Source organism: Arenimonas sp. (genome assembly GCF_022842045.1).
Taxonomy (GTDB): domain Bacteria; phylum Pseudomonadota; class Gammaproteobacteria; order Xanthomonadales; family Xanthomonadaceae; genus Arenimonas.
Window position 1 is genome coordinate 1 of sequence record NZ_JALHQI010000011.1, and the last position, 23,123, is coordinate 23,123.

Here is a 23,123-nt window from a genome sequence, read left to right on the forward strand (position 1 = left end):
GCGGCGATGGCGGCAGCGCCGGTCGTGGCGCCCGCGCCTGTCCCGGCGGTCGAGCCCACGCCGGCCGCCGAGCCTGCTCCGATGCCGGAAGCGGCTGAAGTGCGCGCCGACGCCCCGGTGGCGTTGGCGGCCGAGCCGCGCCCGTTCGTTGAGATCGTGCCGGCCCCGGCGGCCCCGGCGGCGGAAGCTGCCGCGGCGCCCGCGCCCGTCGTCGAGCCCACGCCGGCCGTCGAGCCTGAGCCGGTGGTTGCCCCCGTGATCGTGCCGACGCCGGTGGCCCCGGCGATCGCCGCCGAGCCGCGCGTTGCCCCGGAGCCCGCGCCGTTTGCGCTGTCGACGCCGGCCGCCGCGCCGGTGCAGGCCAGCCTGATTCCGGCCGAGCCCGAGGTCGTCGCCCCTGCGGCGCCGGTGAACCCGTTCCTGCGCACGCAGCCGGCGGTGTTCGATGCGCCGCCTGTGGCCGAGGCCAAGCCCATAGTCGCGGCCAACCTGCCGGAGCCGGCCGCCGACGCCCAGCCGGAGGTGGCCACGCCCGAAGTGCCGCCGGCGCCGAACTGGTCGCTGGAAGGCCAGGATGCGGAAAAACCGTCCACGCCGAACTAAGAAGAAGGGCGCCGCAAGGCGCCCTTCTTCTTTGCGCGGTCAGATCGCGTAGACCGGATCCGAGATGCCGTGCTGGCCGGCCATGCGCGCCAGCGCCACGGTGTCCTTGATGCCCAGCTTCTCGTACAGCCGGTACTTGTGCGTGGCCACCGTCTTGCCGCTCAGGCTCAGGCGCCGGCCGATCTCTTCCATCCGCATGCCCTGGCACAGCATCCGCGCCACCTCCAGCTCGCGCGGCGACAGCAGGTCGAAGGGCGAGTCGTCGCCGCCCAGCCGCGACAGCGCCATCCGCTGCGCCACCTGGCTGGCCAGGTAGCGGCGGCCGCGCGCGACTTCTCGGATGGCACGCAGCAGTTCGTGGGCATCGCAGGCCTTGCCGAGGTAGCCGCTGGCGCCGGCCTCGATCAGCCGGCGCGGCATCGGCCCGTCCTCCTGCACCGAGACGATCAGGACACGCGAGCCGTACTCGCCGCGGACGATGCGCTCGGTGATGTCCAGGCCGCTGATGCCCGGCAGGTGCAGGTCGCAGATGACGACGTGCGGCTTGAGCTTGCGGATGGCGGGCAGGCCTTCCTCGCCGCTGCCCGCTTCGCCAACGACCTGGAAGTCGGCCTCGCGTTCCAGGATCAGGCGGTAGCCGGTGCGGACCAGGGCGTGGTCGTCCAACAGGAATACTCGGATCATTGCGCTCTCCCCAGGGCGTCGGGTCCAAGCTACGCGGCGCCTGAAGCGCGGCGGCATCGCCATCCGCCACGATCGCCGGTAGGAATTCTCCCCAAGGTTTCGAAACTATCGAAGCGGCGCGCAGTTTTGTAATCCGGCCGTCATTTCGCCCCGAATCACTAACCAGGTAAGAAGCCCGCCGCCGCTATGCTGGCCGCGCCTCGGGGAAGGCCACGGGAGGACCGGGATGCCACTGCACCGCCGCTTCGCGCTGCTGCTGCTCGCGCTGTGCCTGCCGCTGGTACACGCCGTGGCGATGCGCGGCTTCATGCTGGCCGACCTGCATACCGCCGGCGCCGACCGCGCGCTGGTGTGGGTGGAAGGGACGCCCGAGCAGCTCGATGCGCTGGCCAACGTGGTGGATGCACGCCACGGGCGCGTGCCGGCCGGCCGCGTGCGCCTGCCCTCGCCTGCCGTGCGGCCACCGAAACCCTGCGGCCCCGATGCCCGCGAATACTCGATCGGCGCCCTGCACGGCGACCAGAACCACCCCGCCCGCGCGCTGCTGGAAATGCTGGCCACCGAAGCCGGCGCCACCGTCTGCCGAAGCCGCATGTTCGTATTCAACGAACTCGACGTGCCCCGTGATCTCAGCCTGGGTGAAACCGCCGCGGCGATGGCGATGCAGTCGCTGCTGCTACCCGCCGGTTTCGTGCTGGCCGGCTACTGGGCCTTCGCGCGCCAGCTGTCGCTGCCCGGGCCGAACGCCAGCCCGCTGCCGCTGTGGCGCCAGCTGGCGCTGGGCCTCGGCGTGGCGGTGCCCGCGTGGATCGCGCTGAAACTGCTGGGACTCGTAGTACCGGACTCCGGCATCGACAGCGGCTACACCGTGGCGGCGATCGGCTGGCCGATCGCCATTTCCATCGTGCTGCTCGAGCCCCTGATGCAGGAACTGGCGCTGCGCCTGTGGCTGGTCACGCTGGCCGAGCGCGCCATCGGTACCTGGCCCGCCGTCGCGCTGTCGGGGCTGGCGATCACGCCGATCCACTACACGCTGGACTGGCAGACCACCCTGCCCTCGGCCCTCGTCGGCTTCGGCATCGCCACGCTCTACGTCCGCACCCGCTCTCTTTGGGCTTGCCTGGCCGCGAACTCGACACTGGCCCTCGCGCTGTTCCTGCCTTGAGCGATATCAGCGACGGCTTCCCGTGAACGTGAGCCCGTCCCCCCAGGCGAACGAGCTCGACCATTCCTCGACGCCAGCCGGCGCGACATCGCTGCAAGCGCGCTCGCGGCTGCGATCCGGACGCCAGTAGGCGATTCCGGCGGCCAACGACCGTCGGCCGGCCCCTAGTCCCTGGACAACGGTGGCCAGCTGCAGTTCGCCCGCAGGCAACAGGTAGTTGCCCGGGGCCGGCGCCTGGATCCGGTCGTACCGTTGGCCAGGCTCGAACGCGTAGGCGGTCCGGATGCAGTAGTCCTCGCCGCTCAGATTGCGAACCACGTAGATGTATCCGCCGTATCCCGTGCCGGGCGCTTCGCCAAAAACGACTTCCACCTGCAGACCGCCCCACTCCTGACCAGTTGCGGTATCCAGCACCCCGCGTCCGGTGGTCTCGTACATCATCCGGGAGCCATACCCGCTGGACTCCACCAACGAACGGTAAAACTGCTCGCCGGTCTGCTGGGCGATCGCGGCGACAGGCGCCAGGCCGAAACCGATCACGAGACAAGCGATCAGCGATCTGCGAATGAAGCTCATGCCTAAATTCCCCCTGGAATAGTTGTGTCCACCGAATGTGGCCCTTGGGCGCCCACCGAAGCGGCACGACCGTTTGCACCCGAATGGATGGTGTGGGGTACTGGCGTCAATGAGTAGTGAAAAAAATGGCGGAGAGAGTGGGATTCGAACCCACGGAAGGTTTGACCCTTCGGCGGTTTTCAAGAGCGATGACTATATGTTGGCACGAACTTACAAATGCCAACCCTTATAAATCAAGAGCCTACAGTATTCGTAGATGCCTACTTGGCGAAGTTCTTCTCAAAAACACCCACCAGTTCCCCCGGCTGATTCATAGGACATCCGCTGCATTATCTCGGAGATTATCCAACGAGCCGAGTATCCGCTGCCTTAAAGAGCTATCGCCATACTTCGCTGCTCGGCGTTGCCAGATCGGCGGAAAACTGGAACCCACCTCCAGAAACCCATATCACACCCATCAACACGACAGCTTTCGAGTGACTCGCTCAGTTGGCTGACCCATGCCTCGGGGCTATCGGCTCACGCTGAGGTCGAGCTCAGGCGGGCGCCCGCACTCGGCTGTTTCATTCGTTGGCTAGTCGTCAACACCCAGTGCTGATCGGCGCTGCACGCGAGTCATCGCACGGCTTATAACGACCTTGTTTCGGTGATCAAAAACGTCGTAGAAATCTCTTCGATTTCCTACAATCCCATACAGAAAAAGACGAACCACACGGATGAATATGTCGACAAGTTCCGCATTCTTCTCCGACCAGCGGGGAAAACTCCCGATGGCGATAGCGCCGAACATGCGGGCATCCGACACAGTGTGAACATAGGCATTGAGTTCGCCGTAGATTACTTTCAGATCGGAAATAACACTTTTTCCAATCGGCGAAGAGAAAAACGCAACTCCAGCTGCGTCATCGAACACATCAGGAACCGATGTTCGCTTGAGGATAAGCGGCTGCTCCTTGGCCGAAAATGCCTTCAAGTAAGACTCAATGGATGACCGAAGAGTCCCTCCCGCAGATCGACACAGACCAAGCAGGACGCTCATGACAAACTCTGAACAATCGGATACAACCTCACCCAAATAACTCTTGCCTACCTCGTCATAATCGGCAACAAACTCATTCCGCACAGACCCAGCATCGGAGACGAGCTCTCCAACTGTGGTTAGCAGCGCCAAAAACTGGGCATGCGCTTTGCGTATCTCCGCAACACGCGTGGCGTCCTGCACAACTCCATCAATTGAGAGCGTCCTGATGAAATCCAGGAACTCAGAAAAATCTTGTCGAGCAATTGCGTTCATTCAACAGATGTTGAGAGAGAGCGAATCGCTTCGTTCCAAGAGAACCCTGTTTGCCGGGACCGCTTTTTTATCTGGGCCATGGAGTCCGACTCATCGCTGATCTTATTCAGTAAATCCCCGACCTCCCGGAGCCGAGCCGGGCTGGCGTTTATTGACTCCATGATCAGCATGCCGATCATTTCATAACGGGAGCGCTTCTCCCACCTTGCAATGGAAATTTGCAAAGCTTCGACCCCGAACTTGGCAATGTCTTCATTTGCAGGGAAGAGTTCCAAATCGGCAAGAACGAGAGACATTGAGCCGACCAGCGCTTTCAAATCACGCTGCTGATCGCGCATCTTGGACTTCTTCTCGGCTTTCCTTCGCTCGCTCTTTTCGTTGTGAGCAAGAAGCCGAAGATAGGAAACACCACTGAGAAGTTCATTCGGCTCCCGAGACCTGATCGCCCACACAATCTCTTGCAGGAGATCTAGTGACTTCAGAGCCACATCGACTTCAGTTTGCGTGGACTTCTTAGTCGCCATTATGTAGTCCTTACTACCAACTCGTTCGTAGCATTAATTATCGCGCTCCTCATGTCAGGAGCTTCGGAATCGAGCATAAAAACATTATTCAATTGCTGTTGGGCAAACTTGACTCGACCTGGAATTTCCGAGGTGAAAATCTTGTCCTTCCAATATCTGTCGCCGGACAAGTAAGCCTTGGCGTCGTTTAGAACATTGGTGCCTTGACGGGTCATCGTAAGGACAACTCCAGCACACTTTACCGATAGTCCATAGTTTTCCTTCCGGTCATCTACGATGCTCTTCAGCAAGTCGAGACCAGTTAGAGAAAGGGGATCGGGACGAACGGGTATCAAATAGTAGTCACTAGCAATCAACGCGCTGGTCATCCAAACGGAAGGCGTCGGAGGCGTGTCGATGATTACGTAATCGTAGTCAGTGTCACCTCGGATCGCTGCCAGATACGCTTTGAGTCTGTTCTCCCGCCCCTCCCCGGGAGCCATCTCCAACCGATACAGGTCAAGGCTGCCAGGCAAAAGGAAAAGTTTTTCACGAACTTCGACCACTTCTATTTCATTCAGCGTCTTTGGCTGAACCTCCGTGGAGCCTTGCACGGTCGATGCCTTGACTCTTTTTCTGTCGAACAAGTCCAACATGGTGTCGCGCCCGGCCTCCCTGTGAGCAACGTAGTCATCAGGTGACATAAGGCATTGAGTCCCGTTGAACTGCGGATCGACATCCAACATAAGAACCGTGGCGCCATGTTGCCGGGTGAGACAATCTGCGACGTTGACAGCGAGCGTAGTTTTGCCGACCCCACCCTTCATGTTGATTAGACTGATCACTTTCATTCTGCTGCCCCCTTCTCGCAGTCAATCATAAGCACATCCCCCGCGACCATAAGGGCTCCCCCCTTGACGCAATCAGGCAATGCCGCCTCAAAGACGAAGAGTGTCAATTCAATCCCATTACCATCCCGCCACTGCACACAGCACGAAATTTTCAGTTGGACCTCACTTGAGAAAGGCGAGCTGCGACAACTCAATTCCGACTGAAGATCAACGTATGGCGGAGGGAGTGGGATTCGAACCCACGAGCCACTTTCGTAGCCTCTGGTTTTCAAGACCAGCGCGATCGACCGCTCCGCCATCCCTCCATGCCCACCAATGGTTCCCCCGACAATTGGTGCCACGCTCGAAAAAGTTCCCCTTTGGTTCCCCCGACGCAAATTTCCTACTCACTTCTGACCTAGCGTAACACCCAGGTCATTGAAATTATTAGGTTCCCCTTGCAGCGCCATCAGGTCGTCGGAAATTACCCTAACCGTTTCAAGACCGCTGCCTTAAACCACTCGGCCATCTCTCCGGTGTTCGTTTACATCTTTACATCCGGCGGACAGGGCACGCCGCCCTTGGTGCCGCACTTGAGGCGGCTGTCCTCGATGATGCCGGGAAGGCGCTCGGCGAGGAAGTCGATGAAGACGCGCACGGCGGGCAGCAGGCCGCGGCGGCTGGGGTAGATGGCGTGGCAGATGCCCTGGGGCAGGCTCCACTGCGGCAGCACCACCTCCAGCTCGCCGCGGCGGATGGACTCGGCGCAGGTCAGCTCGGGCAGCAGCACCACGCCCAGGCCATCGCGGGCCGCGGCCATCAGCAGTGGGAAGTCGTGTGCCATCAGCGTCGGCGTCAGCTCGACTTTTTGCACCTGACCTTCCGGCCCGTGCAGGGTCCAGCGCTGGCGGCTGTCGTCCTCGCTCATGCTCAGCGTGGTGTGGCCGGCCAGGTCGGCGGGCACTTCGGGGCGGCCGATGCGGTCGAGGTACTTCGGACTGGCCACCAGCAGCTCGCGCAGCTGGCCGAAGCTGCGGGCCACCATCTCGCCGTCGTCGGTGAGCTGGCTGCGCACGCGGATGGCCACGTCGAAGCCTTCCTGGATCACGTCCACCCGGCGGTTGCTCACGTGCAGCTGCAGGCGCACCTGCGGGTGCTTCTTCATGAAGTCGGGCAGGATCGGGCCCAGCACTTCCTGGGCGATGGCCACCGGGCAGCTGACCTTGATGCTGCCGCGCGGCGCGGCGCTGACGCGGTCCACCGCCTCGCGCGCGGCCTGGGCCTCGGCCAGCATGGTCTGGGCGTGGCGGTACACGCTCTGGCCGACGTCGGTGACGGCGAACTTGCGGGTGCTCCGCTGCAGCAGGCGCACGCCGAGCTCGTTCTCGAGCTGGGCGATGCGGCGGCTCAAGCGGCTCTTGGGGATGCCCAGCGCGCGCTCGGCCGCAGCGAAGCCGCCGTGCTCGACCACCATCGCGTAGAACTGCAGGTCGTTCAGATCCGGGTGGTTCATGCACCGATCCTTTCAAGGCCGCCAAGGTAGGGACGCAGCGCGGCCGGCACGGCGATGCTGCCGTCGGCCTGCTGGTGGTTCTCCATCACGGCGATCAGGCAGCGGCCAACGGCCACGCCCGAGCCGTTGAGCGTATGCACGGGCTCGGGCTTGCCGGTGGCCGGGTTGCGCCAGCGCGCCTGCATGCGCCGGGCCTGGAAGTCGCCGCAGTTCGAGCAGCTGCTGATCTCGCGGTAGGTGCCCTGGCTGGGCAGCCACACTTCCAGGTCGTAGGTCTTGGTGGCGCCGAAGCCCATGTCGCCGGTGCACAGCAGCACCTTGCGGTAGGGCAGCTCGAGCTTCTCCAGCACGACCTCGGCGCAGCGCGTCATGCGCTCGTGTTCTTCCGCGGATTCGTGCGGCCGCGCGATGGAGACCAGCTCCACCTTCTCGAACTGGTGCTGGCGGATCATGCCGCGGGTGTCGCGGCCGTGGCTGCCGGCTTCGGCGCGGAAGCACAGCGAGTGAGCGGCCATGCGCAGCGGCAGGCGGGCGTCGTCCACGATCTCGTCGCGGACAATGTTGGTCAGCGGCACTTCGCTGGTCGGGATGAGGTAGCGCCGGCTGTCGCCGAAGTCGGTGGCGAACAGGTCCTCCTCGAACTTCGGCAGCTGGCCGGTGCCGCGCAGGCTGTCGGCGTTGACGATCAGCGGCACGTTCACTTCCAGGTAGCCGTGCTCGCGGGTGTGCAGGTCAAGCATGAACTGGGCCAGGGCACGGTGCAGGCGCGCCAGCTCGCCGCGCAGCACCGTGAAGCGGGCGCCGCTGAGCTTGGCGGCGGTGTCGCCGTCGAGCCAGCCGTCGCGGGCGCCGAGCTCGACGTGGTCCTTCACCGGGAAGTCGAACCGGCGCGGCTCGCCGTGGCGGCGCACCTCCACGTTGTCGTGCTCGTCCTTGCCCGCCGGCACGCTGGCGTCGGGCAGGTTGGGCACCGCCATCGCGATCGCGTCGATCTCGGCACGGATCACCTCCAGGCGCGCCTCGCCCGCCTTGAGCTCGTCGGCGATGCCGGCCACTTCGGCCATCAGCGCGGTGGTGTCCTCGCCCTTCCCTTTCGCCTGGCCGATGGCCTTGGAGCGGGTGTTGCGCAGGTTCTGCAGCTCCTGGGTGCGGGTCTGGATCTGCTTGCGCTCGGCCTCGAGCCGCTCCAGCGCGGGCACGTCCAGCGCGAAGCCGCGGGTGGCCTGCAGGCGGGCGGCGGTCTCGGCAAGCTGGCCGCGCAGGAGGGTCGGGTCAAGCATGGGTCATTCCAAAATTGAAACGGGCTGGCGAATTATCCACCCACGCCTTCCAGTCGCGCAACGACTTGTGGGCGACCTGCCGTCGGGCGGATGCAAGGCCCCGCGGGTGTTCCAGGCGGCGGTGGCAGCTGGCGCGGCATGGCCACTCCGAGGGGGGGCCGACGTTCTTTCGGGTGCGTGCCAACCGGCGCGCCCTGACCCACCCCCGGAGTGCACAAATGAACAGCCGCGTCGTCCTTCCCCTCGCCGTCGCCAGCGCAATCCTGCTGGGCCTCGGCGCCCCTGCCCTGGCCGCGCGGCCGGGCGCCGCATCGCTACAGCCTGCCCGTGTGGATGCCAGCGAACTGAGCCCCGCCGAGCGCGGCGAGCTCACGCGCCAGCTGGTGCTGAAGTGGGGCCACTACGTCGAGCGCGTGCACGGCGTGCCGATGGCCACCTGGGCCGAGCGCATGGTGCCCAGCCTGATCCGGGCCGATGCCACCAATTTCCGCGAGGCCGTGCAGCGCGACACCTTCGAGGGTGCGATGGCCGAGCTGGGCGGCGGCGGCCGCCTGCTCTCCGACGCGGAGGTCATCGACAAGCTCGCCGCGGGCCAGGAGGACGGCACGCTGACCCTGGGTGCGCTCGGCAATGACCTGGTCTATACCCCGGTCGCGCCCTGCCGCATCCTCGACACGCGGGTCGCCGGCGGTCCGATCGCCGCGAACGGCACGCGGAACTTCGTCGCCATCAATTTCCCGAACTTCACCTCGCAGGGCGGCAGCGCCACCAACTGCGGCACGCTGGGGCTGAGCGCGACCGCGGTGGCCATCAACCTCACCGCGGTGACGCCCGCCGGCGCCGGTTTCGCCACGGCCTATCCGTTCGGCACGACCCAGCCGCTGGCATCGAGCGTCAACTACACCGCCGGCGCCGTCGTCAACAATGCGTTGATCGTGCAGATCCCGAACCCGCTGGCCTCGTTCGACATGACGATCTACACCTTCGCGCAGTCGCATTACGTGGCCGACATCGTGGGCTACTTCGCGCCGCCGGTGGCCACCGCCCTGCAGTGCGTGGACACCGCCAACAGCGTAGTGAACGTGCCGGCGGGCGGCACCGCCAACGCCACTGCGCCGGCCTGTGCGGCCGGCTATACCCCTACCGCCACCAATTGCGAGGCCTCTGACTGGCTGGTGCCCTTCGTGTTCTTCCGTGCCGGTACGTGCTCGGCGCGCAACAACTCGGCCAGTGCCCAGGACATCCGCGCCTCGCGCACCTGCTGCCGGGTGCCCGGCCGCTGATACGCCGAACGCGGGCCGAGGCCGGGCATCTTCGATGCCCGGCCTTTTTTCTGGAAGCCAGCCCCTTGGCGGGCCGGGCCTTGCGAGCATTCACGCCCCACTTTCGTCGCCACGGGCACCCCGCATGCGCAAGTACATGGAAGATCACCTGGACATGCCCTTGTCCGACGTCCTGGCGCAGATCCAGGAGGGCGTGATGGAGCGCACGACCTACTTCGGCATCCCGACCCACAAGAGCCCGAACGACGCCTGGGCCTACCAGCAGCTGATCCACGCGATGCGTCCGGACGTGATCGTCGAGATCGGCACCAAGTACGGCGGCAGCGCGCTTTATTTCGCCCACCTGTGCGACCTGCTGGGACATGGCCGGGTCATCAGCATCGACATCCAGCACCACACGCTGCGCCCCGGGCCGGCCGCGCATCCGCGGGTGACGCTGCTCCTGGCCGACGCCTGCGAGGCTTTCCCGCAGGTGCGCGCGATGATCGCCCCGGGCGAACGCGTGCTGGTGGTCGAGGACAGCTCCCACACCTACGAGAACACGCTGGCCGTGCTGCGCACCTACTCCGCGCTGACGCGCCCCGGCGACCACTTCATCGTCGAGGACAGCATCTGCCACCACGGCCTGCGGGTGGGACCGGACCCGGGCCCCTACGAAGCCATCGAGGCGTTCGTGGCGGAGAACCCGGACTTCGAGGTCGATCGCAGCCAGGAGCTGCTTTTCATCACCTGGAATCCCAAGGGCTACCTCAGGCGCCGGGCGTCCAGTCCGGCCTGATCCCGCCGGCCAGCCGCGCGCCGGTCCATACCAGCGCCAGGCCGGCCACCAAGGTCAGCGCCAGGTAGGCCACGAGCAACCCGGGGCGCGCGCTGCGGGCGTAGAGCAGGCACTCGAGCATCAGCGCGGAATACGTGGTCAGCCCGCCGAGCACGCCGACGACCAGGAACGCGCGCAAGGCCATCGCGCCGGGCCCGCGATCGTCGAGCCACACCAGCAGGAAGCCGGCCGCGAAGCTGCCCAGAAGGTTCACCGCCAGCGTGCCCCAGGGCAGGCCGTCGCCGGCCTGGCGCAGCAGCCAGCCGCCGATGAGGTGGCGCGCGCCGGCGCCCAGCGCGCCACCCGCCATCACCAGCCAGAGCAGGGTCCAGTTCATGGCCGAAGCCTAGCCGAAACTTGTAGGCTTTGGTTTTCGATTCCGTCGCGAGATGCCCATGCGCTGCCTGTTGCCGCTCCTGCTTGCCGCCGCCCTGCCCGCCTTCGCCACGCCGCCGCTGGCCACCGTGTCGGAGCAATCCGGATTCACGCATACGGGCCGCTACCAGGAGGTCATCGAGCTGTGCGATGCCTTCGCCGCAAGGTATCCGCGCGCGGTGCGCTGCATGGACTTCGGCACCACGCCGCAGGGCCGGCCCATGAAAGCGCTGGTGGCGTCCACCGCGGGCGCGCTCGATCCGGTGGCGGCCCGCCAGCGCGGGCTGCCCGTGGTGCTGGTGCAGGGCGGCATCCACGCCGGCGAGATCGACGGCAAGGACGCCGGCTTCCTGGCACTGCGCGAAGTCCTCGAAGGCGAGGCGGCCGCGGGCGCGCTGGACAAACAGGTGCTGGTATTCGTGCCGGTGTTCAACGTGGACGGCCACGAGCGCTTCGGCGCCTGGAACCGGCCGAACCAGCGCGGCCCGGTGGAAATGGGCTGGCGCACCACGGCGCAGAACCACAACCTCAACCGCGACTACCTCAAGGCCGACTCGCCCGAGATGCAGGCGATGCTGGCGCTGGTGGAGGCCTGGGACCCGCTGGCCATCGTCGACCTGCATGCCACCAACGGCGCGCAGTTCGAACACGACATCGCGATCCAGGTCGAGCCGGTGCATGCCGGCCCGGCCGCGCTGCGCGCGATCGGCCGGCAATGGCGCGACGGCGTGATCGCCGACCTGGCCGCCCAGGGCTCGCTGCCGCTGGCCTTCTATCCCTCGTTCGTGGTCGACGACGACCCGATGTCGGGCTTCAGCGACTCGGTGGCGCCGCCACGCTTCTCCACCGGCTATTTCTGGCTGCGCAACCGGCTGGCGATGCTGGTGGAGACCCACTCCTGGCGCCCCTACCCCGAGCGCGTGCGCAGCACCCGCAACACGGTGGTCTCGGTGCTTGAACACATCGCGGCGAACGGCCAGGCCTGGCAGCGCGCGGTCCGCGAGGCCGACGTGGCCGCGAGCCAGCCAGACGCCACGCCCGTGCCGCTGACCTTCGCGGCGTCCGACCGGGTACGCATGATCGAATTCCGCGGCTATGCCTATACCCGCGAACCCTCCGACGTTTCCGGCGCGCTGATGACGCGCTACGACGAATCCACGCCGCAGCTGTGGACGGTGCCCATGCGCGACGACGTCCAGCCGGTGCTTGCGGTGCCGCTGCCCGGCGCCGGCTACCTGGTGCCGGCGGAACACGCGGCGATGGTGGGCGCGAAGCTGCGCACGCACGGCGTGCAGTTCCGGGCGCTGGCGGCAGCCGCGGAGCTGGACGTGCGGGCCTTCCGCGCGCAAACCCAGAAGTTCTCCGCCGGTTCGGTCGAGGGGAGGCAGACGCTGGCGGTCACCGGTGAATGGGCGCCGGAACGACGCGCGGTCGGCGCGGGCGCGCTGTTCGTGCCGATCCGGCAGCCGAAGTCGCGGCTGCTGATGGCGATGCTGGAGCCGCAGGCGCCCGACTCGCTGCTGGCCTGGGGCGCGTTCAACAGCCACTTCGAGCGCAAGGAATACATGGAAGCCTACGTGGCCGAGGACGTGGCGCGCGACATGCTGGCGAAGGATGCGGCGCTGCGGGCCGAGTTCGAGCGGCGGCTGGCGGAAGACGCCGCCTTCGCCGCCAGCCCGTCGGCGCGCCTGGAATTCTTCTATCGCCGGCATCCGTCCTGGGACGAACGCTTCGGCCTTTACCCGGTGCTGCGGGTGGACGTGGCGCCGCGCTGAGCGGCGCCGGCGGGCGGGTCGAACCACGCGGCCGGCATGCGGATGTTGCGCAGGTGCGCGGTCGTCAGGTGGGACGGGTAGAGCGGCGCGGCGAAGAAGCTCATCAACAGGCTGCGGCGCCGGCCGCCGCTGGCATTGAGGCTGCCGGCGTGCACCAGGTCGGCGGTGAACACCAGGATGTCGCCGGCGCGGCCGGAGAGCTGGATCGCAGCCGACGTATCGTCGAAATCAAAGGACGGCAGCCGGTGGCTGCCCGGCACGATGCGGGTTGCCCCGTTGGCCGGGCCGTAGTCGTCCAGGAACACGATGGCGAGCGCGGTGTCGCCGGGCCGCTGTGCCGAAAAATCGCGGTGCAGGCCCTGGTGGCCGCCACTGGGCAGCGGCTCCCGCCCCTCGACCTGGGCCAGGAAGAAGCGCTCGCCGATCAGCGCGCCCACCGCGGACAGCACCGCGGGCAAGCGGCACACCGCCTGCACCCCGGGCTCGGTATCCAGCAAGGCATGGCGCCAGTCGGCGCCGCGCGGCACCGGCCAATCGTGGTTCGCCAGCACGCCGGCGTCGAAGGTGGCCTGCAGGCCCGGGATCCGTTCCGCCGGGATAGCGCCGTGCAGCAGTGCGAAGCCATCGCGGTCGATGCGGTCCGCATCGGCGAAGGCCGGCACCGGCATCGCATCGCGCTCAGTCATGCGCCTTCCTGGCCTCGGCCCTGGCCGCGCGCAGCCGGTCGAGCTTGTCCTTGAGCTTGATCTCCAGGCCGCGGTCGACGGGCTCGTAGTAGACGCGTTCGCCCATCGCCTCGGGGAAAGCGGTCTGGTCGAGCGCGATGCCATGGGGCGCGTCGTGGTCGTACTGGTAGCCGCTGCCGTAGCCGAGCTGCTTCATCAGTTTGGTCGGCGCGTTGCGCAGGTGGATGGGCACCTCCTGCGTGCCGCCCTCGCGTACGTCGGCCTGCGCGGCCTTGAACGCGACGTAGCCGGCATTGGACTTGGCGCAGCTGGCGAGGTAGATCACCACCTGCGCCAGCGCCAGGTCGCCTTCCGGGCTGCCCAGGCGCTCGTAGGCATCCCAGGCTTCGATCGCCATCTGCAGGGCACGCGGGTCGGCCAGGCCGACGTCTTCCACCGCCATGCGCGTGATCCGGCGCGCGAGGTAGGCCGGGTCGCAGCCGCCGTCGAGCATGCGCGCGAACCAGTACAGCGCGCCGTCCGGGTTGGAGCTGCGCACCGACTTGTGCAGGGCCGAGATCTGGTCGTAGAACTGCTCGCCCTGCTTGTCGAAGCGGCGGGTGCGGTCGGCCAGCACCTGCACCAGGGCGGCCTCGGTGACGTGGCCGCCTTCGTCGGCGGCCAGTTCGGCGGCGATCTCGAGCAGGGTCAGGGCGCGGCGCACGTCGCCATCGGCGGCGCCGGCGATTTCGCGCAGGCGCTCGTCGTCCACGGCGATGCCCTGCCCGCCCAGGCCGCGCGCCTCGTCGGCCAGCGCGCGGCGCAGGGCCTGGGTGATGTCCTCGGGCGACACCGCTTCGAGCACGTGGACGCGGCAGCGCGAGAGCAGCGCGGAGTTGAGCTCGAAGCTCGGGTTCTCGGTGGTGGCGCCGACGAACAGGATGCTTCCGCGCTCAATGTGCGGCAGGAAGGCGTCCTGCTGGGTCTTGTTGAAGCGGTGCACCTCGTCCACGAACAAGACGGTCCTGCGTCCTTCGTTGAAGCGCTGTTCGGCCGCCGCCAGCACCTCGCGCACCTGCGGCAGGCCGGACAGCACGGCCGAGATCGCGACGAACTCGGCCTCGGCGTAGCGCGCCAGCAGCAGCGCCAGCGTGGTCTTGCCGCAGCCCGGCGGCCCCCAGAGGATCATCGAATGCACGCGGCCCGATTCCACCGCGCGCCGCAGCGCCGAGCCCGGCGCCAGCAGCCGGCGCTGGCCCACCATGTCGTCCAGCGAGGCCGGGCGCATGCGCTCGGCCAGCGGCTTGAGACCCTCGGCCGGCTGGAACAGCGGTTCAGTGGCGGGCTTGCCCTTGCGCATGCCGCCATTCTAGCGGGGTCAGGTTCGGAACCTGACCCCGTTGTTCAATCCCGCAGGGGGATGACCTGGGCGGATTCGGCCACTTCGCCGATCTGGTCCACGCCCTCGGGCTTGACGAAGGTGAAGGTGCCGGCGGCGAAGGCCGGGTTGCGCTTCCAGGCCGAGAAGCCCATGACCGTGCGCTGGCCCAGCCCGTCGAACATCTCCATCCGCGCCAGGCCGGCCGGGCTGAAACCCAGGCGGGCGCGGTCGAACGGTGCCTCGTCTGGCTTGCGCGGGGTCAGTTCGAGCCAGGCCAGGCCTTGTCCCTGCCCGCCTTCGGTGACCTTGAACTGGCGCTCCATCTGGCCGATGTCGATCAGCATGGCCAGCGGGCTGTTCTGCTCCTCGAGGCTTTGCTGGCGGACGGTGACCTGCTCCATGTCCGGGTCGTAGATCCAGATGTGGTCGCCGTCGGCCACGATCAGCTGCGGATACGGCTTGACGTACTCCCAGCGGAACTGGCGCGGCGCCTGCAGTTGCACCGTGCCGGACGAGGTCTCCTTCAGCGCGCCGTCGGCGTCATAGACGCGCTGCTCGAAGCTGGCCGACAGGCCCTGCACGCCGTTGCTGAAGACGTCGAGCTGCTCGCGCGCGCCGGCGTGGGCGACGCCCGCGGCGAGGGCCAGGAACAGGACGAGGAGCTTGCGCATGGTGGGTTCCACCGGAGGTTTGGTTGGGCAGGAGTCTGGCCGACGCCGGCTGAACGGCACGAAACGGGGTCAGGTTCCGAACCTGACCCCGCGGTTCAGCGGGGCGGCGGCGGGGCGATGACGGTGCGGTCGCCGTTGTGCTCGGGGCCCGAGACGATGCCGGCGGCCTCCATGGCTTCGATCAGGCGGGCGGCGCGGTTGTAGCCGATCTTCAGGCGGCGCTGCACGCCGGAGATGGAGGCGCGGCGGGTCTCGGTGACCACCTTCACCGCCTCGTCGTACAGCGGGTCGGACTCGTCGCCCGAGCTGCTGGCCTCGGGCAGGCCGCCGGGGCCGACCACGACGCCGTCGCCCATGGTCTGCACTTCCTCCAGCACGCCCTCGATGTAGTCGGGGCCGCCGCCGTTCGCGCGCAGGTGCGCGACGACCCGATGCACCTCGTCGTCGCTGACGAAGGCGCCGTGCACGCGCTCGGGCATGGCGGTGCCCGGCGGCAGGTAGAGCATGTCGCCGTTGCCCAGCAGCGTCTCCGCGCCGGACTGGTCAAGGATGGTGCGCGAGTCGATCTTGCTCGAGACCTGGAAGGCGATGCGGGTCGGGATGTTGGCCTTGATCAGGCCGGTGATCACGTCCACCGACGGCCGCTGCGTGGCCAGGATCAAATGGATGCCGGCGGCGCGGGCCTTCTGCGCCAGGCGGGCGATCAGCTCCTCCACCTTCTTGCCGACGATCATCATCATGTCGGCGAACTCGTCGATGAACACGACGATGAAGGGCAGCTCCTCCAGCACCCGCGGCGCCTCGCCCAGGTCCGGGTTCGGGCGGAACAACGGGTCCATCAGCGGCTGGCCGGCGTCGCGCGCGTCCTTCACCTTGCGGTTGAAGCCCGCGAGGTTGCGGACGCCCACGGCGCTCATCAGCTTGTAGCGCCGCTCCATCTCGGCCACGCACCAGCGAAGGCCATTGGCGGCCTCCTTCATGTCGGTGACCACGGGCGCCAGCAGGTGCGGGATGTTCTGGTACACCGAGAGCTCGAGCATCTTCGGGTCGATCATCAGCATCCGCACTTCCTTGGCGGTGCTCTTGTACAGCAGGCTCAGCACCATGGCGTTCACGCCCACCGACTTGCCCGAGCCAGTGGTGCCGGCCACCAGCAGGTGCGGCATGCGCGCCAGGTCGACCACGATCGGCCGCCCGGCGATGTCCTTGCCCAAGGCCATCGCCAGCGGCGAGGCCACCTTGTCGTATTCCTTCGAGCGCAGGATCTCGCTGAGGTAGATCGTCTCGCGGTGCGAATTCGGGATTTCCAGGCCCACCACCGACTTGCCCGGGATCACGTCCACCACGCGCACCGACTTCACGCTCAGGCCGCGGGCGATGTCCTTGTCGAGCGAGCTGATCTGGCTGCCCTTGACGCCTGGCGCCGGCTCCATCTCGAAGCGGGTGATGACCGGGCCGGGATAGGCGCCGACCACCTGCACTTCCACGCGGAAATCCTTGAGCTTGAACTCGATCTGGCGCGACAGGGTCTCGAGGGTTTCCTCGGAATAACCCTTGGGCTGCTCCTTCGGATCGTCCAGCAGCGACAGCGGCGGCAGGCCCTCGCCGCCGCCGGCGTTGAACAGCGGGATCTGCTGCTCGCGCTGGGCCCGCTCGGATTTCTCGATCACGGGTTTCGGCGGCGGCTCGATGTAAACCGGCTCGCGCTTGGCGCGCTTGACCGTCTCGACCTTGCGCACCACTTCGCGCTCTTCGCGCATCGCCCGGGCGCGCTGCCACTCGGCGGCCTGGCGGGTGCCCTCGCCCAGGCGACCGAACAACGCCAGCACCCTGCCGCCAATCCAGTCCATCAGCGCGAACCAGCTCAGGCCGGTGGCCAGCGTGACCGACATCAGCACCAGCGCCAGCAGGAACAGGTTGCCGCCCATGCCGCCGAACACGCCGCGCATGGACGAGCCGACGACCTGGCCAAGCAGGCCCCCCGATTCCGCCGGCAGGCTGGGCGCGGAGCCGCCCAGGGTATGGGCCAGGCCGCAGGCGCTGACCAGGAAACCCACGATGCCGATCAGCCGCAGCGCCGGTCCGAAATCCACCCGGCCATCGCCGTCGGAATCGAGCCCGAACAGCGCGATCCAGGCGATGCCGCCCAGCACCAGCGGGATGGTGTAGGCCACGTAGCCGAAGAACCAGAAGGCCAGGTCGGCCAGGTAGGCGCCGACCAGGCCGCCGAAATTGTGCAGCGGCCCGGTGACGCTGCCGGTGCGCGACCAGCCCGGATCGTCCGTGTGGTAGCTGAGCAGGCTGGCCAGCAGATACAGCAGCAGCGGGGAAATGGCGACCAGCGCGAGCTCGCGCCAGAGTTTCTGGCGGCGGTCGAGGCCGGCGGTGGTGCTACGGTCTGGGGATCGCGCCACTGAGAGAAAAGACCTCAGGAAATCTTTATAGACGGCTGTTTATACAGTAATTCACGCGGACTGGCCCGTGCCTTCACGGCCCCCCGCCGCAACACACAGGCCCGGGGTCTTGCCTTGATTTGCCCTGCCCCGGCCGCCAAGCTAGCCCACTTGCGCGAATCGCCCCGGACGCCTGCCGGCGCCGTCGCCGCGCAGCCCCTTCAACGGACGAAGAATCATACATGACCGCCCCCAAGCACTGCCGCCTCCTCATCCTTGGCTCCGGCCCGGCCGGCTACTCCGCCGCCGTCTACGCCGCCCGCGCCAACCTCAAGCCGGTCCTGGTCACGGGCCTGCAGCAGGGCGGCCAGCTGATGACCACCACCGAGGTCGACAACTGGCCGGGCGACGCCCACGGCCTGATGGGCCCGGACCTGATGGCGCGCATGCAGGCCCACGCCGAGCGCTTCGAGACCGAGATCATCTTCGACCACATCCACACCGTGGAGCTGGGCCGCCGGCCCTTCCGCCTGGTGGGCGATAGCGGTGAGTACACCGCCGACGGCCTGATCATCGCCACCGGCGCCAGCGCCAAGTACCTGGGCCTGCCCTCCGAGCAGCGGTTCATGGGCAAGGGCGTGTCGGCCTGCGCCACCTGCGACGGCTTTTTCTTCCGCGACCAGGACGTGGCGGTGATCGGCGGCGGCAACACCGCGGTCGAGGAGGCGCTGTACCTGTCCAACATCGCCCGCAAGGTGTACCTGGTGCACCGCCGCGACAAGCTGCGCTCCGAGAAGATCCTGCAGGACAAGCTGTTCGCCAAGGCCCAGGCCGGCAAGGTCGAGATCATCTGGGACCATTCGGTGGACGAGGTGCTGGGCGACGACTCCGGCGTCACGGGCATGCGCATCCGCTCGACCAAGGACGAGTCCACCCGCGAGATCGCGGTCCAGGGCTTCTTCGTGGCCATCGGCCACACGCCCAACACCTCGCTGTTCGAGGGCCAGCTGGAGATGCGCAACGGCTACCTGACCATCAAGTCGGGCCTGGAGGGCAACGCCACGGCCACCTCGGTGCCGGGCGTGTTCGCCGCCGGCGACGTGGCCGACCAGGTCTACCGCCAGGCCATCACCTCCGCGGGCTTCGGCTGCATGGCCGCCCTCGACGCCGAGAAGTTCCTCGACAAGGAAGGCTGAGCCCCGCCCTCCCGCTCCTTGTAGGGGGGACTTCAGTCCCGAAGCTCTTTGCCAAAAATGCTTCGGGACTGAAGTCCCTCCTACAGTGGCGTCACGCAGGCCTCGCGTAAGCTGGCGGCATGCCCGAATTGCGCCTGCACGCCACGCTCGACGAGATCCCCGCCGCCGCGTGGGATGCGCTGCATGATCGCCGCAATCCCTTCGTCGAACACGCCTTCCTCTCCGGAATGGAGCGCGAGGGCTGCCTGCGCCCGCGCTGGGGCTGGACGCCGCGGCACGCCACGCTCTGGCGCGACGGCGACCTGGTGGCGGCGGCGCCGGGCTACCTGAAGACCAACTCGCACGGCGAGTTCGTGTTCGACCACGCCTGGGCCAACGCCTATGCGCGGTTCGGCCGCGAGTATTTCCCGAAGTGGCTGGTCGGCGTGCCCTACTCGCCCGTCACCGGCCCGCGCCTGCTGGCCCGCGACGACGGCGACCGCCGGGCCCTGCTGGACGCGATGGCGGCGCGGGCGCGGCGGGACGGGCTGTCATCGATCCACGTCAACTTCCATCCGGCGGGGGAGTCGGTGGCCTTCGATGGCGACTGGCTGGCGCGCGAGGACGTGCAGTTCCACTGGCGCAACCGGGGCTGGCCGGACTTCGACGCTTTCCTGGCCGCGCTGCAGCCCAAGAAGCGCAAGAACCTGCGCCAGGAGCGCGACAAGGTGCGGCGGGCTGGCTACACCTTCCGCACGGTGCATGGCGACGAAGCCAGCGACGACGACCTGGCGGCGATGCACTTCTTCTACTGCCGCACCTTCGGCGACTACGGCAACCATCCGGCACTGACGCTGGAGTTCTTCCGCCAACTGGCCAAGGTGATGCCGCGGCAGCTGGTGCTGTTCCTGGCCGAGCGCGGGGGCGAGGCCGTGGCCGGCGCGCTCTGCCTGCGCGGCGGCGACACGCTGTACGGCCGCTACTGGGGCAGCAGCGAGCCGGTGCCGGCGCCCGGCCTGCATTTCGAGACCTGCTACTACCAGGGCATCGACTACTGCCTGCGCGAAGGCCTGCAGGTGTTCGAACCCGGCGCCCAGGGCGAGCACAAGGTCGCGCGCGGCTTCCTACCCGTGGCCACGCACAGCCACCACTGGCTGGCCGACCCGGAGTTCTCCCGGGCGATCGGCGAATGGTGCGCACAGGAGCGCGCGGGCACGGCAAGCTATCGGCAGTCCGTCCTGGCCCACAGCCCTTACCGCGATGCCGATCCGACTGCCGCTGCTGCCGGCTGACCCCGACGCCCCCTTCCCGCCCGCGGACGGCGCGCACCGGGTGCCGAACGGGCTGCTGGCCATGGGCGGCGACCTGTCGCCGGCGCGGCTGCTCAACGCCTACCGGCACGGCGTCTTCCCGTGGTTCTCCGAGGGCGAGCCGATCCTGTGGTGGTGCCCGGACCCGCGCATGGTGTTCGACACCGCGGCCTTCCGCCTGGCCTCGCGCTTTCGGCGAACGCTGCGCGGCAGCGCCTGGGAGGTCCGCGCGGACACCGCCTTCGACCGTGTCGTGCTGGCCTGCGCGCTGGCGCCGCGGCCCGGGCAGGACGGCACCTGGATCACGCAGGAAATGATGGATGCCTACGGCGAACTGCACCGCCTGGGCCACGCGCATTCGGTCGAGGTCTACGACGGGCGGCGGCTGGTGGGCGGCATCTACGGCGTCGGCATCGGCCGCATGTTCTTCGGGGAAAGCATGTTCAGTGCCGTGTCGGGCGGCTCCAAGGTCGCGCTGGCCGGGCTGTGCAGGATCCTGGCCCGGGCCGGCTGCCCGCTGCTCGATGCCCAGGTGGAGAACCCGCACCTGGCCTCGCTGGGCGGGCGGCGCCTGCCCCGCCCTGCCTTCCTGGCCGAGGTGGCCCGGCTGGCGGCCGAACCGCGCCCCGCGGGCCTCTGGGCCCCGGGGAACGGGGTTTTCCCGGCCTCGGCCCTGGCCGACGCGGCCCGCGATTAACCAAATTTTTGCAAGCCCGGCAAGGGCATGGCAGAATGCGCGGCTTCCAAGGCCGGCTTCCCCGTCCAGCGAAACCAAGAATGTCCAAAGACGATTCCATCGAATTCGAAGGCACGGTGCTCGAGACCCTTCCGAACACCATGTTCCGGGTCAAGCTCGAGAACGGCCACGTCATCACCGCCCACATCTCCGGCCGCATGCGCAAGAACTACATCCGCATCCTCACCGGCGACAAGGTCAAGGTCGAGATGACCCCCTACGACCTCACCAAGGGCCGCATCACCTACCGCATGAAGTAAGCCGGCAGGCGGGCCCCCGGGCCCGAAGCGACATCCCCACCCGACGGCGGCCCATGGCCGCCGTTTTGTTTTGCCGGGCGCCCTGGCCGCTGTCCGCTCCGCACCTCCGCCGCCGTTGCTGTTTGCGACACGGGCCGCCGGGCAGCACGCGAACATGAAGACCGTCCCTTCCTACCGGCTCGAGTTCGGGTTCCTGGCCGCGGTCGTCCTCATGAGCGTGGCCGGGTTCTGGAGCCTGTACTTCGGCGCCGATGCCCGACCGGACGCGCACCACCATTTCCACGTCCTGGTTAATTTCTCCTGGTTAGCGCTGCTGGCCTTCCAGTGGGTGCTGGTGGCGAAGAAGGACTTCCGCAGCCATCGAACGCTGGGCCTCGCCGTGCTGTTGATGGGACCCCTGCTGTTCGCCAGCACCGCGCTGCTGAGCGTTCACTCCGCGCAGAAAGGCCTGGCGTCGGGACGCGGCGATTTCATGATCGTGCAGAACGTGGGGGTGACCCTCGAGCTGGGGCTGCTGCTCGTGCTGGCGTTCGCGCTGCGCAAACGCCGCAAACTGCACGGCGCACTGTTGCTGGGCACGGCGATGTTGTTCCTTGGCATCGCGCTGTTCTTCACGCTCATAGCCTTCGTTCCCGCGTACCGGATCGAGGGCCCGGAGACCTTCCATCGGTTCGCACAGGCCGGCATCACGGGCCAGGTCGCCTGCCTGGCGGTAGGCCTGCTTTTCGTCGCCAGGGACGTCCGTAACGGCTGGCCCCTGCTGCTGGCCGCCCTTTTCTTCCCTTTGAACGAAATGATCCGTTTCCTGCTGGCCAGGCAGGGATGGATCGACGGGCTCACCGAAGGCGTGGCCTCGATGAGCCAGCCCTGTACCTTCGCAGGCAGCCTCGTGGCGATGCTGGCCCTGCTGTTGGCCACGGGCCTGAGGCCCGCCCGGGCCGTGCAGCCGCCATGCCCCTGAAGACGCGGCTGCTCCTGGCTGCCTGCCTGCTCGTGCTTGCGACACGGGCCATGGCAGTCGAACCCCCGTCCGCCAAGGCGCCTGCCAAAACCTACCTGATGGTCGTGGCCCACCCCGACGACGAGAACATCATCGGCGGCGTCCTGGCGCGCCTGGCGCGCGAAGGGCACCACGTCCGGCTGGTCATCGCCACGGATGGCAAGTACTCCCCGCTCGCGACGTCGATCCCCGAAGGCGACGCCCTCGGCGCGGTCCGCCGTGACGAGTCCCGCTGCGCGGCGAAAGCACTGGGCATTCCCCCGCCGGTCTTCCTTTCCATCGACCGCCTCGATACCAGGAATGGCGTCAGGCGCTACCTGGAGGGCCGGAAGCAGCTGCTGGAACTGCTGGCGAAGGAACTCGCCACCACGCGCCCGGACGTGCTCCTGACCTTCGGGCCCGACGGCGAGTACGGCCACCCGGAACATATCGTGGCCTCGGCTGCACTGACGGAGCTTTTGCTCAGGGATGGGCTGGTCGAGCAGTACCCGCTCTACCATTTCGCGTGGCGGCGCGAACAAGTGCTCGACGACGACAGCCTGGCCCATGTCGATCCCGCCTACCTCGGCGCGGTCGCACGGTTCAGCGACGAGGACGAGGAAAAATCCTTCGCGGCGGCACGCTGTTACGCCAGCCAGTTCACCAAGGAGGAGATGGATGCCCAGGTGGCGGGAGCCGCCGCCGCGGACAACGTGGTGTACTTCCGTCGGTTCCGGGCGGACCGCATCGATGCGGGCCACGTGCGCGACGAGCTCTGACCCTGGCGAGAGGATCACGGCAGCCGTCGCCCAAAACGACGATGCCCGCCTCGACGGGCGGGCACCGCGTTCCAGC

General features: G+C 67.5%; 22 protein-coding genes, 1 tRNA gene and 1 pseudogene. 11 read left to right on the forward strand and 13 right to left on the reverse strand.

From position 1 onward, the window contains the following. Positions 1-603, forward strand: a pseudogene (locus tag Q0C12_RS04195) (hypothetical protein); the annotation flags it as partial. A gap of 39 nt (positions 604-642) precedes the next feature. Here Q0C12_RS04195 and Q0C12_RS04200 read toward each other — a convergent pair. Further along, a complete protein-coding gene (locus tag Q0C12_RS04200; protein ID WP_034211057.1) occupies positions 643-1,287 on the reverse strand; it encodes a response regulator in 645 nt (214 codons plus the stop codon). Between the two features lie 226 nt (positions 1,288-1,513). Here Q0C12_RS04200 and Q0C12_RS04205 point away from each other — a divergent pair, with 226 nt between their 5' ends. After that, the gene (locus Q0C12_RS04205) at positions 1,514-2,452 is read left to right on the forward strand and encodes a type II CAAX endopeptidase family protein (RefSeq protein WP_290886604.1); all 939 of its coding nucleotides are present in this window, start codon (positions 1,514-1,516) and stop codon (positions 2,450-2,452) included. A 6-nt stretch (positions 2,453-2,458) separates the two neighbouring features. On the opposite strand, the gene Q0C12_RS04210 is transcribed toward Q0C12_RS04205, so the two are convergent. The 7 genes from Q0C12_RS04210 to serS all read right to left on the reverse strand — a co-directional run bounded on the left by Q0C12_RS04210 (position 2,459) and on the right by serS (position 8,448). Beyond that, positions 2,459-3,028 (reverse strand): hypothetical protein, encoded by a 570-nt coding sequence (locus Q0C12_RS04210; RefSeq protein WP_290886607.1) that lies wholly within the window; start codon positions 3,026-3,028, stop codon positions 2,459-2,461. Positions 3,029-3,602: 574 nt separating this feature from the next. Further along, a complete protein-coding gene (locus Q0C12_RS04215) occupies positions 3,603-4,322 on the reverse strand; it encodes a hypothetical protein (RefSeq protein WP_290886608.1) in 720 nt (239 codons plus the stop codon). Further along, a complete protein-coding gene (locus Q0C12_RS04220; protein ID WP_290886611.1) occupies positions 4,319-4,846 on the reverse strand; it encodes a hypothetical protein in 528 nt (175 codons plus the stop codon). The genes Q0C12_RS04215 and Q0C12_RS04220 overlap by 4 nt, the downstream gene beginning before the upstream one ends. After that, entirely contained in the window at positions 4,846-5,676 is an 831-nt protein-coding gene (locus Q0C12_RS04225) for an AAA family ATPase (RefSeq protein WP_290886614.1), read from the reverse strand. Before Q0C12_RS04225 ends, Q0C12_RS04220 begins: the two co-directional genes overlap by 1 nt. 215 nt (positions 5,677-5,891) lie before the next feature. Beyond that, a tRNA-Ser gene (locus tag Q0C12_RS04230) sits at positions 5,892-5,981 on the reverse strand. Between the two features lie 218 nt (positions 5,982-6,199). Further along, complete coding sequence (locus Q0C12_RS04235; protein ID WP_343212433.1) at positions 6,200-7,168, reverse strand: LysR substrate-binding domain-containing protein; 969 nt, start codon at positions 7,166-7,168, stop codon at positions 6,200-6,202. Next, on the reverse strand, positions 7,165-8,448 hold the full coding sequence (gene serS / locus Q0C12_RS04240) for a serine--tRNA ligase (protein WP_290886617.1): 1,284 nt from the start codon (positions 8,446-8,448) through the stop codon (positions 7,165-7,167). The genes Q0C12_RS04235 and serS overlap by 4 nt, the downstream gene beginning before the upstream one ends. A 218-nt stretch (positions 8,449-8,666) precedes the next feature. Here serS and Q0C12_RS04245 point away from each other — a divergent pair, with 218 nt between their 5' ends. Both Q0C12_RS04245 and Q0C12_RS04250 read left to right on the forward strand, forming a co-directional pair. Continuing rightward, on the forward strand, positions 8,667-9,731 hold the full coding sequence (locus tag Q0C12_RS04245; RefSeq protein WP_290886620.1) for a hypothetical protein: 1,065 nt from the start codon (positions 8,667-8,669) through the stop codon (positions 9,729-9,731). Between the two features lie 124 nt (positions 9,732-9,855). After that, positions 9,856-10,509: a CmcI family methyltransferase gene (locus Q0C12_RS04250; protein WP_290886623.1), complete on the forward strand. Its 654-nt coding sequence runs from the start codon at positions 9,856-9,858 to the stop codon at positions 10,507-10,509. Here the strand turns inward: Q0C12_RS04250 and crcB are convergent. Next, on the reverse strand, positions 10,481-10,885 hold the full coding sequence (crcB, locus tag Q0C12_RS04255) for a fluoride efflux transporter CrcB (protein ID WP_290886627.1): 405 nt from the start codon (positions 10,883-10,885) through the stop codon (positions 10,481-10,483). The two genes, Q0C12_RS04250 and crcB, sit on opposite strands and share 29 nt — an antisense overlap. 52 nt (positions 10,886-10,937) lie before the next feature. Between crcB and Q0C12_RS04260 the strand changes: the two genes are divergently transcribed. Further along, a complete protein-coding gene (locus tag Q0C12_RS04260) occupies positions 10,938-12,698 on the forward strand; it encodes a M14 family metallopeptidase (protein ID WP_290886630.1) in 1,761 nt (586 codons plus the stop codon). Here the strand turns inward: Q0C12_RS04260 and Q0C12_RS04265 are convergent. The 4 genes from Q0C12_RS04265 to Q0C12_RS04280 form a co-directional block, all read right to left on the reverse strand. Further along, positions 12,662-13,384 (reverse strand): phytanoyl-CoA dioxygenase family protein, encoded by a 723-nt coding sequence (locus tag Q0C12_RS04265; RefSeq protein WP_290886633.1) that lies wholly within the window; start codon positions 13,382-13,384, stop codon positions 12,662-12,664. The two genes, Q0C12_RS04260 and Q0C12_RS04265, sit on opposite strands and share 37 nt — an antisense overlap. Then, complete coding sequence (locus Q0C12_RS04270) at positions 13,377-14,723, reverse strand: replication-associated recombination protein A (RefSeq protein WP_290886636.1); 1,347 nt, start codon at positions 14,721-14,723, stop codon at positions 13,377-13,379. Before Q0C12_RS04270 ends, Q0C12_RS04265 begins: the two co-directional genes overlap by 8 nt. A gap of 44 nt (positions 14,724-14,767) precedes the next feature. After that, positions 14,768-15,415 carry an outer membrane lipoprotein chaperone LolA gene (gene lolA / locus Q0C12_RS04275; RefSeq protein ID WP_290886639.1) on the reverse strand — a complete coding sequence of 216 codons (648 nt, stop codon included), beginning with the start codon at positions 15,413-15,415 and terminating at the stop codon, positions 14,768-14,770. Positions 15,416-15,510: 95 nt separating this feature from the next. After that, positions 15,511-17,847, reverse strand: a complete 2,337-nt coding sequence (locus Q0C12_RS04280; RefSeq protein ID WP_290886725.1) for a DNA translocase FtsK — start codon at positions 17,845-17,847, stop codon at positions 15,511-15,513. A 203-nt stretch (positions 17,848-18,050) separates the two neighbouring features. On the opposite strand from Q0C12_RS04280, the gene trxB reads away from it, so the two are divergent. The 6 genes from trxB (at position 18,051) to Q0C12_RS04310 (ending at position 23,047) form a co-directional block, all read left to right on the forward strand. After that, positions 18,051-19,004 carry a thioredoxin-disulfide reductase gene (gene trxB, locus Q0C12_RS04285; RefSeq protein WP_290886642.1) on the forward strand — a complete coding sequence of 318 codons (954 nt, stop codon included), beginning with the start codon at positions 18,051-18,053 and terminating at the stop codon, positions 19,002-19,004. A 119-nt stretch (positions 19,005-19,123) separates the two neighbouring features. After that, complete coding sequence (locus Q0C12_RS04290; RefSeq protein ID WP_290886645.1) at positions 19,124-20,275, forward strand: GNAT family N-acetyltransferase; 1,152 nt, start codon at positions 19,124-19,126, stop codon at positions 20,273-20,275. Further along, positions 20,244-20,990, forward strand: coding sequence for a leucyl/phenylalanyl-tRNA--protein transferase (aat, locus tag Q0C12_RS04295; RefSeq protein ID WP_290886648.1), 747 nt, complete (start codon positions 20,244-20,246; stop codon positions 20,988-20,990). Before Q0C12_RS04290 ends, aat begins: the two co-directional genes overlap by 32 nt. An 80-nt stretch (positions 20,991-21,070) precedes the next feature. Next, a complete protein-coding gene (gene infA / locus Q0C12_RS04300) occupies positions 21,071-21,289 on the forward strand; it encodes a translation initiation factor IF-1 (protein WP_034211033.1) in 219 nt (72 codons plus the stop codon). 154 nt (positions 21,290-21,443) lie between these two features. Then, complete coding sequence (locus Q0C12_RS04305) at positions 21,444-22,250, forward strand: hypothetical protein (RefSeq protein WP_290886651.1); 807 nt, start codon at positions 21,444-21,446, stop codon at positions 22,248-22,250. Next, the gene (locus tag Q0C12_RS04310) at positions 22,241-23,047 is read left to right on the forward strand and encodes a PIG-L family deacetylase (protein ID WP_290886654.1); all 807 of its coding nucleotides are present in this window, start codon (positions 22,241-22,243) and stop codon (positions 23,045-23,047) included. Before Q0C12_RS04305 ends, Q0C12_RS04310 begins: the two co-directional genes overlap by 10 nt. The last annotated feature ends 76 nt before the right edge of the window (positions 23,048-23,123 follow it).

What these genes read in the sequence shown, in the direction of transcription:
- Q0C12_RS04215 (WP_290886608.1), bottom strand. Translation starts at nt 4,322, where the DNA reads ATGAACGCAATTGCTCGACAAGATTTTTCTGAGTTCCTGGATTTCATC.
- Q0C12_RS04225 (WP_290886614.1), bottom strand. Translation starts at nt 5,676, where the DNA reads ATGAAAGTGATCAGTCTAATCAACATGAAGGGTGGGGTCGGCAAAACT.
- Q0C12_RS04200 (WP_034211057.1), bottom strand. Translation starts at nt 1,287, where the DNA reads ATGATCCGAGTATTCCTGTTGGACGACCACGCCCTGGTCCGCACCGGC.
- Q0C12_RS04270 (WP_290886636.1), bottom strand. Translation starts at nt 14,723, where the DNA reads ATGCGCAAGGGCAAGCCCGCCACTGAACCGCTGTTCCAGCCGGCCGAG.
- Q0C12_RS04265 (WP_290886633.1), bottom strand. Translation starts at nt 13,384, where the DNA reads ATGACTGAGCGCGATGCGATGCCGGTGCCGGCCTTCGCCGATGCGGAC.
- Q0C12_RS04220 (WP_290886611.1), bottom strand. Translation starts at nt 4,846, where the DNA reads ATGGCGACTAAGAAGTCCACGCAAACTGAAGTCGATGTGGCTCTGAAG.
- Q0C12_RS04290 (WP_290886645.1), top strand. Translation starts at nt 19,124, where the DNA reads ATGCCCGAATTGCGCCTGCACGCCACGCTCGACGAGATCCCCGCCGCC.
- infA (WP_034211033.1), top strand. Translation starts at nt 21,071, where the DNA reads ATGTCCAAAGACGATTCCATCGAATTCGAAGGCACGGTGCTCGAGACC.
- lolA (WP_290886639.1), bottom strand. Translation starts at nt 15,415, where the DNA reads ATGCGCAAGCTCCTCGTCCTGTTCCTGGCCCTCGCCGCGGGCGTCGCC.
- serS (WP_290886617.1), bottom strand. Translation starts at nt 8,448, where the DNA reads ATGCTTGACCCGACCCTCCTGCGCGGCCAGCTTGCCGAGACCGCCGCC.
- Q0C12_RS04210 (WP_290886607.1), bottom strand. Translation starts at nt 3,028, where the DNA reads ATGAGCTTCATTCGCAGATCGCTGATCGCTTGTCTCGTGATCGGTTTC.
- trxB (WP_290886642.1), top strand. Translation starts at nt 18,051, where the DNA reads ATGACCGCCCCCAAGCACTGCCGCCTCCTCATCCTTGGCTCCGGCCCG.
- Q0C12_RS04305 (WP_290886651.1), top strand. Translation starts at nt 21,444, where the DNA reads ATGAAGACCGTCCCTTCCTACCGGCTCGAGTTCGGGTTCCTGGCCGCG.
- Q0C12_RS04260 (WP_290886630.1), top strand. Translation starts at nt 10,938, where the DNA reads ATGCCCATGCGCTGCCTGTTGCCGCTCCTGCTTGCCGCCGCCCTGCCC.
- crcB (WP_290886627.1), bottom strand. Translation starts at nt 10,885, where the DNA reads ATGAACTGGACCCTGCTCTGGCTGGTGATGGCGGGTGGCGCGCTGGGC.
- Q0C12_RS04245 (WP_290886620.1), top strand. Translation starts at nt 8,667, where the DNA reads ATGAACAGCCGCGTCGTCCTTCCCCTCGCCGTCGCCAGCGCAATCCTG.
- aat (WP_290886648.1), top strand. Translation starts at nt 20,244, where the DNA reads ATGCCGATCCGACTGCCGCTGCTGCCGGCTGACCCCGACGCCCCCTTC.
- Q0C12_RS04205 (WP_290886604.1), top strand. Translation starts at nt 1,514, where the DNA reads ATGCCACTGCACCGCCGCTTCGCGCTGCTGCTGCTCGCGCTGTGCCTG.
- Q0C12_RS04250 (WP_290886623.1), top strand. Translation starts at nt 9,856, where the DNA reads ATGCGCAAGTACATGGAAGATCACCTGGACATGCCCTTGTCCGACGTC.
- Q0C12_RS04310 (WP_290886654.1), top strand. Translation starts at nt 22,241, where the DNA reads ATGCCCCTGAAGACGCGGCTGCTCCTGGCTGCCTGCCTGCTCGTGCTT.
- Q0C12_RS04235 (WP_343212433.1), bottom strand. Translation starts at nt 7,168, where the DNA reads ATGAACCACCCGGATCTGAACGACCTGCAGTTCTACGCGATGGTGGTC.